Annotated in this window: 10 protein-coding genes; 3 read left to right on the top strand and 7 right to left on the bottom strand. The window is 60.2% G+C overall.

Translation table 11 applies throughout. From position 1 onward, the window contains the following. Positions 1-301 precede the first annotated feature (301 nt). The 4 genes from efp to Q9S52_RS09905 all read right to left on the bottom strand — a co-directional run bounded on the left by efp (position 302) and on the right by Q9S52_RS09905 (position 2,695). Positions 302-868 carry an elongation factor P gene (gene efp, locus Q9S52_RS09920; protein WP_294594038.1) on the bottom strand — a complete coding sequence of 189 codons (567 nt, stop codon included), beginning with the start codon at positions 866-868 and terminating at the stop codon, positions 302-304. A gap of 71 nt (positions 869-939) precedes the next feature. Next, complete coding sequence (locus Q9S52_RS09915; RefSeq protein ID WP_300829406.1) at positions 940-1,392, bottom strand: YqaA family protein; 453 nt, start codon at positions 1,390-1,392, stop codon at positions 940-942. Positions 1,393-1,402: 10 nt separating this feature from the next. Then, a complete protein-coding gene (locus Q9S52_RS09910) occupies positions 1,403-2,050 on the bottom strand; it encodes an MgtC/SapB family protein (protein WP_294594035.1) in 648 nt (215 codons plus the stop codon). Positions 2,051-2,062: 12 nt separating this feature from the next. Then, complete coding sequence (locus Q9S52_RS09905; RefSeq protein WP_367179806.1) at positions 2,063-2,695, bottom strand: polysaccharide deacetylase family protein; 633 nt, start codon at positions 2,693-2,695, stop codon at positions 2,063-2,065. An 89-nt stretch (positions 2,696-2,784) separates the two neighbouring features. On the opposite strand from Q9S52_RS09905, the gene Q9S52_RS09900 reads away from it, so the two are divergent. Both Q9S52_RS09900 and Q9S52_RS09895 read left to right on the top strand, forming a co-directional pair. Further along, positions 2,785-3,780: a DUF4837 family protein gene (locus Q9S52_RS09900; protein ID WP_304708996.1), complete on the top strand. Its 996-nt coding sequence runs from the start codon at positions 2,785-2,787 to the stop codon at positions 3,778-3,780. Between the two features lie 28 nt (positions 3,781-3,808). Further along, positions 3,809-4,588 carry a radical SAM protein gene (locus Q9S52_RS09895; protein WP_297625974.1) on the top strand — a complete coding sequence of 260 codons (780 nt, stop codon included), beginning with the start codon at positions 3,809-3,811 and terminating at the stop codon, positions 4,586-4,588. A gap of 497 nt (positions 4,589-5,085) precedes the next feature. On the opposite strand, the gene Q9S52_RS09890 is transcribed toward Q9S52_RS09895, so the two are convergent. Genes Q9S52_RS09890 through Q9S52_RS09880 form a run of 3 tightly spaced genes read right to left on the bottom strand, consistent with a single transcriptional unit; the run spans position 5,086 to position 7,353 of the window. Further along, complete coding sequence (locus Q9S52_RS09890; protein ID WP_304708995.1) at positions 5,086-6,333, bottom strand: peptidase U32 family protein; 1,248 nt, start codon at positions 6,331-6,333, stop codon at positions 5,086-5,088. Between the two features lie 14 nt (positions 6,334-6,347). Next, positions 6,348-6,785: a ribose 5-phosphate isomerase B gene (rpiB, locus tag Q9S52_RS09885; protein WP_294594852.1), complete on the bottom strand. Its 438-nt coding sequence runs from the start codon at positions 6,783-6,785 to the stop codon at positions 6,348-6,350. 43 nt (positions 6,786-6,828) lie between these two features. Beyond that, entirely contained in the window at positions 6,829-7,353 is a 525-nt protein-coding gene (locus tag Q9S52_RS09880) for a hypothetical protein (RefSeq protein WP_297832186.1), read from the bottom strand. 118 nt (positions 7,354-7,471) lie between these two features. On the opposite strand from Q9S52_RS09880, the gene Q9S52_RS09875 reads away from it, so the two are divergent. Next, a complete protein-coding gene (locus Q9S52_RS09875; RefSeq protein ID WP_297625981.1) occupies positions 7,472-7,681 on the top strand; it encodes a hypothetical protein in 210 nt (69 codons plus the stop codon). Positions 7,682-8,453 lie beyond the last annotated feature (772 nt).

Below are 8,453 nucleotides of genomic sequence, written 5' to 3'. Positions count from 1 at the left end.
TTCCTTCTCCAGCAGTCGCGCGCGGGTCGAGCTCTGTCCCGCCTCGAACTGTTCTCGTTGTGAACAAAGAGAACCAGAAAAACTTTAGACGGATGCTGACGCATCCTCAAGCTACCGGAAGCCCAAATCTCTATCCGTGCGGGCCTCACGTCCCGGAACGGGCGAAACTGCGTTTCGCTGCGGCCGTCTTCTCCCCCCTACGACATTCAGACAAAACCGATTCTCCCAAAACAAGCCGCGGGCGGACTTTCTCAGAACGTCCGCCCGCGGCTATTCTATTCAGGTCGGCAAGGCGCCGAGCCTACTTAATCCGTTCGTAGTACTCCCGAGTCCGGGTGTCGACCCGAATCCGTTCGCCGGTATTGATAAACAACGGAACCTTCACCGTAGCGCCCGTCTCGACAGTCGCCGGTTTCAGCGCATTCGAAGATGCCGTATCCCCCTTCAGACCCGGCTCGGTGTAAGTCACCTCCATCTCCACCAACTGCGGCAATTCAGCCGACAGCACCGTCTCCTTTTCCGTGTGGAACATCACCTCCACAATCTCGCCCTCTTTCATCAAGTCGGCGTTATCGATCATTTTCTTGTCGATCACGATCTGCTCGAAAGTCTCGGTGTGCATGAAATTCGCCCCCATATCGTCCTCGTAGAGGTACTGATACGGACGACGTTCCACCCGAACCGGCTCGATCGGCGCGCCGGCCGTGAACGTATTGTCGATCGTCCGACCGTTCTCCAGATTTTTGAGTTTGGTGCGGACGAAAGCCGGCCCTTTGCCCGGTTTCACATGCTGGAAGTCGATGATCTGACACGTTTTGCCGTTCAGTTCGATGCACATCCCGATTTTGATATCTGCGGTTGTTGCCATATTGTGGTTTAAGATTTTAAGATATTCCGTTTCGTGTGACGAAGCATGCAAAGTTACGAAAAAGCTGGAGTTTACGCAAACAGGGGACGCACCCACTCCACCACGATCGCCCAAACCACGAACCGGGCGGTCTTTCCGATCAGCATGAAGACCGCCACCTGCCAGACATTCGTCCGATAGAAGCCCAGCGCGAGCGCAAACAGATCGCCCACGAACGGAAGCCACGACAGGAAAGCCAGCCACGCCCCATAACGATCGACCCGGACTTTCTGCCGTTCGAGGGTCTCGCGTTTGACTTTGAACCACTTTTCGATCCACTGCCACCGTCCGCCGCGCCCCATCCAGTAGGAGATCATGCCGCCGGCCCAGTTGCCGACCGAAGCCACGACCACCGTCCATACCACGTGTCCGCCGGCCGCCAACATCCCGACCAGCAGGAAATCCGAGCTGAACGGCAGGATAGTCGCCGCCAGCAACGCCCCGACAAAGAGCCCCACATAGCCTAAATCCAACAACCACTCCATACCCGGTTCGTTATTCGAGTCGTTCGATCGTCAACTCCGGCAACGACTGCATGAACTGGAACAAATGGGTATCCTCGTTCCTGCTCCGCGTCTTGACCACCATCGTCACCCGATACAAAGTCCCCTCGCCGACCGTCTCGTGCGTCGCCTCGTAACTCATCAGGTGATAGCCCTTTTCGTGAATATGCGTCAAGACCTGCCTCAGATTCTGCTCGTCGGAGGTCGAAAAAACCAACAGCGAAGAGTGGATGCCGACGGTCTTGAAAATCAGGGTCGAGAGCTCCAGCCCCGCCAAAGTCAGCACCATCGCCGCCAGCCCCACGGCATACATCCCGCCGCCCACCGCCAGCCCGATTCCGGCCGTCGCCCACAACCCGGCCGCCGTGGTCAGCCCGCGCACGAACTGTTTGTGGATCAGGATTGAACCGGCCCCGATAAACCCGATCCCGGTCACCACCTGAGCCGCGATCCGCCCCGGATCGCTCCGCGGATCGGCCGAAAAGGCGTAGATGGAGACGATCATAAACAGGGCGCTGCCCAAAGCGACCAGAAAATGGGTACGCAATCCCGCCTCCTTGGCCCGGAGCTCCCGATCGAACCCGATAATGGCTCCCAGCAGAGCGGCTATGCTCAGCCGCAACACGAATGTCCAGATCATCTCTCCATGATTTTAAAGTTCGATACTCCGGCACCGCAACCCCGCCCGTTCGATCGCCTCCAGCACCCGCGGCAGGGCGTAATAGAGGTTGCGCGAGGCCTTCACCGAGTCGTGGAAGACCACGATCGATCCCTCGTGCAGGTGGCGCGTCACATTCCGCACGCAGGCCTCCGGCGACACCGTCCGCGCATAATCGCGGCTCAGCACGTCCCACATAATGATGTGATACCGCTCCGAAATGCGCCGGATCTGGCTCCGCGTAATCCGTCCGTAGGGCGGCCGGTAGAGGTTCGTCCGAATCAGTCCGTTGGCCAGGTCGGCATCCTCGATGTAGCGTCCCGCCGGATTGCCCCACCCTTTGATGTGGCTGTAGGAGTGATTCCCCACGGCATGTCCCCGGGCCTTGATCTTGCGAAAAATCTCGGGATGCTGGTCGACATTTTTGCCCAGACAGAAAAAGGTCGCTTTGGCCTCATATTTGTCCAATGTATCGAGCACCCACTGGGTCACCTCGGGGGTCGGCCCGTCGTCGAAAGTCAGGAAGATCGTTCCCGGCTCCCGAAAGTTCCAGTTCAGCTCGGGAAAAAGACGTTTGATGAATTTCGGCGGCCGGAAATACATGTCCGTAGGGGGTTGAAACCTCACAAAGATAGAAGAATATTCGTTACATTTGCCTGGCGGCGGCCGCAGAACGCGGCGGAGCCGCTGTTTTTCACCCAAACCCCTTTCACGCCATGAAAAGAATCACCTGGATACTGGTTTCCCTCGTTGCCGCAGTCGGCACGGCCTGCGACCCCTCCGGCCCGGTCAAGGCCCCTTCGTCGGGCCGGGCCTACGAACTCTTCGTCGTCGCGCCCACCGAGCTGTGGGAGGGGCCGGCGGGCGACACCGTGCGGGCGATCTTCTCGCAGGAGGTCGAACGGATCAATCAGCCCGAACCGCTCTTCGACCTGCTCAGCGTGCCGCCGACGAATTTCCAAAAGACCGTCTCGCGGCACCGGAACATCCTGATTCTGCGGACGGGGGCGCAGTACGAACGGTCGGATATGACGGCTGCGTATGATGTCTATTCGGCGCCGCAGTTACAGGTGACCGTCACCTCGCCGTCGGCGGACTCGATGGCGGCTTTCCTGCACACCTACGGCCAGGAGCTGGAACAGTTCTACGAAATCGTCGAACGGAACCGGTTCATCGCACAGGCCCGCAAACACAGCGATCCGGAGATCGGCACCCTGATCCGCGAAAAATTCGGTTTCGAGATGAGCATTCCGTCCAACTACCGGGTGCGGCTCGACACGACCGACTTCCTGTGGGTCTCTTACGAGTTGCCGCTGGCCAGCATCGGCTTCCTGATCTACACCTATCCGGCGGACTCGATCGTGACGGATGCCACGACGGGATGGCTCGTCGCGGCGCGGAACGGAGCGGTGCGGCAGGTGCCGGGGCCGTCGAAGGGGAGCTATATGTCCACCTCGACGATCGTCCCGCCGGATCGGAAGCTCCTGACGATCGACGGACGGCAATGGACGCAACTGCGCGGTTTCTGGGACGTGAAGGGGGATTTCATGGGGGGGCCGTTCATCAACTACACGACTTACGACAGGGCGACGGGACGGCTGATCGCGATCGACGGCTATGTCTATTCGCCGTCGCCGAACAACCAGGTGCCGATGCGGAACTACATTCGACAGGTGGAGGCGATTTTCCGGACGGTGCGGATTCCGGAATAACGGCCTCGCGATTTTTTCTCTGAACAAGATGGACACTTTCCTTTTCGACAGCATCATCATCGGGCCGATCCACAGCCGCCGGCTCGGTACTTCGCTGGGGGTGAATCTGTTGCTTCCGGACTCGAAGCTGTGCAATTTCGACTGCATCTACTGCGAATGCGGATGGAACGGCGCGCACGGCACGGGGGGATTCAATCCGGCGGAACGGGTCGTCGCGGCGCTGGAACACCGGCTGGCGGAGATGGCGGAGGCGAAGGCGCTGCCGGATGTCATTACTTTCGCGGGGAACGGCGAGCCGACGATGCACCCGGAGTTCGAACGGATCATCGATGAGACGTTGAGGCTGCGGGATCGTTACGCGCCACAGACCCGGGTGGCGGTGCTGAGCAATGCCACGATGATCGACCGGCCGGCGGTACGGAGGGCGTTGCTGCGGGTGGATCGGAATATCCTGAAGTTGGATTCGGCGCTCGACGAGACGGTGCGGCGGATCAACCAGCCGCAGAACGGACGCACGGTGGCGGAGACGATCGACCTGCTGGGCGGGTTCGAGGGAAAATTGATCGTCCAGACGATGCTGCTGCGGGGAGATTACGGCGGTCATCGGATCGACAACACGACGCCGGAGGAGGTAGAGGCTTATCTGGAGGCGATCAGTCGGATTCGGCCAAGGGAGGTGATGCTCTACACGATCGACCGCAACACGCCGGCGGATGGCCTGGAGAAGGTCTCGTTCGAGGAGATGGAGGCGATTGCGGATCGTCTGCGGGAGGCATTGCCCGGTTTGGTCGTCTCGGTGGCGAGGTAGTCGGTATAGGGGTAGAGGCCATCGGTTATTTGGGCCGCGCGGCCCCGTTTATTCCGAGAGGCAACGTAACGGAAGACCGTGAACACGGTATGACATGCTGTTGGGATATAACCCCCGCGAATCGCAATTTAAGTTTTGTCCGTAGATTCCGTTCGTAACAGAAGCCCAACAAAACGCATAATTACCCACTCCCCATACGGTTCCCGTGTCGTACCCGCGGGCGCCCGGGGCGCGCCCACCGGGCGTTTTGCTGGCCGCCTCTATCCCAATGCCTCCGCATTCTCGTTTATTCCGAGAGGCAACGCAACTGAAAACCGTAGCCGCGGTTGTGCGCATAACAGGAATTGAGCCAAATCACGTTGAAATCCAAGTATATGCCATGGGTGCCACTGGCCATCGAAGACCAACTATAACCACCGTTGCTGACATTGTCGGGCAGGCCTCCTCGTTCATAGTAGCCGCAGTCGCGGTAGCCCGGGGCGGAAGGGCAACCCCTCCTATTGCGACACCGCGACCAGCTTGAACACCTTGTCGCCCCGGTGCACCTTCTCCGGCGTCCGGATCGAACACCGGCTCCCTTGCGACGCAACCTCCACCGGCAAAAGATCCACCCGGATCTCCTCCGGCGTGAACTCCAACGCCCCCGTCGTCGCCCCGAGAAACAGCAGCTTCTCGCCCAAAGCCAACGGAACCGCCTCGACCGACACCTCCGCCACCCCGATCCGGGCAAAATAGTTCGTCACCCGGCCCACCATCACCTTCTTCTCCGTCGCCGCCGAACCGTAGTGCTCCGACCACTCGCCCAACCGCTGGCCCAAGTAATAACCATCCCAGAAATCGCGGTTGAAGACCGTCCGCAGCCGCTCCTTCAGCTCCGCCCCCAACTCGCGCGTAAAACGCCCTTCGACCACCGCCCGAACCCCCTCCTTATAGCATTCGCACACGCGCCGCACATACTCGCCCGACCGCGCACGGCCCTCGATCTTCAGCACCCGTACCCCGGCATCGATCATCCGATCCAGAAACTCGATCGTACAGAGGTCTTTCGGCGACATGATATGCTCGTTCTCCACCACCAACTGCGTCCCCGTCTCGACATCCTCCACCCGGTACGACCGGCGGCACAGCTGCCGACACTCGCCCCGATTGGCCGACTTCCACGCCTCGTGCAGACTCAGGTAACACTTCCCCGACACCGCCATACACAACGCGCCGTGCGCGAACATCTCGATCCGCACCCGATCGCCTTTCGGCCCCCGGATATCGCGCGCTTCGATCTGATCATAGATATGTCGCACCTTGTCCAACGAGAGCTCCCGCGCCAGCACCACCACATCCGCATACCGGGCATAAAAGGCCACCGCCTCCGTATTGCCGATATTGAGCTGCGTCGAGATGTGCACCTCCACCCCCTGCTGCCGCGCATAATCCATCGCCGCCTGATCCGCCACGATCACCGCATCGACCCCCTCTCGTTTCGCCCGCTCCACCACCTGACGCATATAAGGGATATCCTCGTCGAACAGTACCGTATTGAGCGTCAGATAGGTCTTGATTCCATGCTCGCGACAGGTCGCAACGATACGAGCCAGATCGTCGAGCGTGAAATTCACGGACGATCCGGCCCGCATGTTGAGCCCCTGGACGCCGAAATAGATCGAGTCGGCCCCTCCCTGTATAGCCCCCTGCAACGACTCCCACGAGCCGACCGGGCACATGACTTCGATTTCGAGTTTTTCCGTCATCCCGCTCCGCCGTTTTAGAGGTCGATCTGCTCCACCCGCCGCACGTGCCGCCCCCCCTCGAACTCGGCCGCGAAAAAGGCGTCCAGAATCTCCGCCGCCTGTGCCTCGGTCACGAACCGGGCCGGAAGCGAGCAGACGTTGGCATCGTTGTGCTGCCGTGCGAGGGTAGCGATCTCGGGACACCAGCAGATAGCCGCCCGCACGTGCGGATGTTTATTGAGGGTGATGCTGATACCGTTGGCGCTGCCGCACAACGCCACGCCGAGATCGCACCGCCGTTCGGCCACTTCGCACCCCAGCGCATGGGCATAGACGGGATAATCGACGCTCTCGCAACTGTGGGTGCCGAGGTCTTTGACGGTGTAGCCTTTGGCCAGCAGGTAGCCGGCGACGAACTCTTTCATCTCGTAGCCGGCGTGGTCGCTGGCGATGGCGACGTTAAAAGTCTTCATAAACGGTTCTTTTTCCGATTTTTCAACGTCGCCAAAGGTACGATTATTTTGCGGGATTGCCGATGCACTCCGCTACGGGAACGGCGCGTTCTTCCTGGAAACAGTAGGTGCCGGAGAGGTTTTCGTAGACGTACGGAACGTATTGCAGCACCTGTAGGGCGACGAACTTGCCGTCCCGCGAGCGGCGGACATCGAGCCGCACGGGGCCGCTCTCTTTGCGCCGGGCAGCTCGCAGGGCGTCGAACCGTTCGCGTTCGATGAGTTCGACGAGTTCAGAGCCGGAGAGGCCTTCGAAATAGAGGGAATAGCCTTCGACGGGGCTTTGCGTGGGTTGATAAACGTTTTCCCAACCGCCGAAAAAGAGTTTCAGCACGCCGACGATCAGGGCTGTGAAGGCGCCGACGGTGCACAGCATATAGACGGAAGAGCTGGTATCGCGAATCGTGGTCGATGCGAAATAGAGTGCGATTCCGCTGGCAATGAGGCCGATTCCGAGCCCTAAGGCGCGTTTGCTCCGGCGTTTGACGATCAGATTTTCTGCATTCAACGTATTTTGTTGTACTGACATGATTTTCGTGTTTTAAGTGTGTTTGTTATTCATCATCCCGACGTGCGGAATGGTTGCATTGCCCTCGGGGGTTGAGGCAGAGACGCCTTTGTTTGGGGGTAGAGGCGGGCCGGTTCGAGTGCCGAGCGGCACCGCCCCGGGCATTCGCGACTGTGGCTACTACAAACAATTAGGCGCATTGGGTGGCGTCGGCTTCGGAGGCTCGAGCTGGTCTTCGGCAATCAACGATACCAGTGGCGTGAACTTGGATTTCAATTCGCAAGCCCTCAACCCCAGCAACGTAAGCTTCCGTGCCTACAGTTTTCAGTTGCGCTGCCTCTCGGAATAAACGGGCAGGAGGCCCGCGGGGGCAATGGGCTGGAGCTACCCTAACAACTGGCAGCCTCTACCCTATTTCAATTTGACTTTGCGGTCGGACGCCCGGGAAGAACGGCAACTCTCGACGCGCGAGCGGCGTGTTGCGGGCCTCCCGGACGTCCGGCCCGAGCGGCTCTACGAGCCGCAAAAGCTCGGCCCCATTTACTGATCATGCCTGTCGGGTTCGGGCTGCGCGCTCCCCGGGTGGGCCGAAGGCCCAGCGCGCAAGCCCGGCGGTTCTACGAACCGCAAAAGCAACGCCCATTCACCGCCTCCCATTCTATTCGGTTCGTCGCCAGCGGTGAGTGCAACGAGCTCCGACGAGTTGCAGTCCGGCCGCGTGGGGTGGCGGCGAACTGAGCGGCTCCAAGAGCCGCAAGAGCACAGCCAACAAGTTCAGCCTTATCGCCTGAGCGAGTCGAAGCCTGCGGAGCCTAAAACGAGCTTCGCGAGTTGCGGGCCTCCGCTGCGGGAGGCTTCGGCCCGCGCGGCTCTGCGAGCCGCAAAAGCACCGCCCAAAGCTCGCCCCAGTTCTCCGCCCCGTGTCCGCCTCACTGCGGCTCCGCTTTCGCTCCGCCGCTTTTTCGCGCGCCTTGCGCGATTCATCTATATTCGGCTACCGCCGAAAGAGTTGAATCGCTTCTTTAGGCGTGGCGCGCGATTGGCCAACAAGAGGGGACTGCGCTCAGGCCGCGCGGGCCCCACGTCCCGTGGACGGGAAATGCTGGCGCATTTCAACTGGC

Source organism: uncultured Rikenella sp. (assembly GCF_948810725.1).
GTDB lineage: Bacteria > Bacteroidota > Bacteroidia > Bacteroidales > Rikenellaceae > Rikenella.
The sequence above is the reverse complement of the archived record's forward strand: the minus strand, read 5'-3'. Positions and strand labels throughout refer to the sequence as shown.

Bases quoted from the DNA above. Each gene is read 5' to 3' on its own strand.
- rpiB (WP_294594852.1), bottom strand. From the start codon at position 6,785: ATGAAGACTTTTAACGTCGCCATCGCCAGCGACCACGCCGGCTACGAG.
- Q9S52_RS09910 (WP_294594035.1), bottom strand. From the start codon at position 2,050: ATGATCTGGACATTCGTGTTGCGGCTGAGCATAGCCGCTCTGCTGGGA.
- Q9S52_RS09880 (WP_297832186.1), bottom strand. From the start codon at position 7,353: ATGTCAGTACAACAAAATACGTTGAATGCAGAAAATCTGATCGTCAAA.
- Q9S52_RS09895 (WP_297625974.1), top strand. From the start codon at position 3,809: ATGGACACTTTCCTTTTCGACAGCATCATCATCGGGCCGATCCACAGC.
- Q9S52_RS09915 (WP_300829406.1), bottom strand. From the start codon at position 1,392: ATGGAGTGGTTGTTGGATTTAGGCTATGTGGGGCTCTTTGTCGGGGCG.
- efp (WP_294594038.1), bottom strand. From the start codon at position 868: ATGGCAACAACCGCAGATATCAAAATCGGGATGTGCATCGAACTGAAC.
- Q9S52_RS09900 (WP_304708996.1), top strand. From the start codon at position 2,785: ATGAAAAGAATCACCTGGATACTGGTTTCCCTCGTTGCCGCAGTCGGC.
- Q9S52_RS09890 (WP_304708995.1), bottom strand. From the start codon at position 6,333: ATGACGGAAAAACTCGAAATCGAAGTCATGTGCCCGGTCGGCTCGTGG.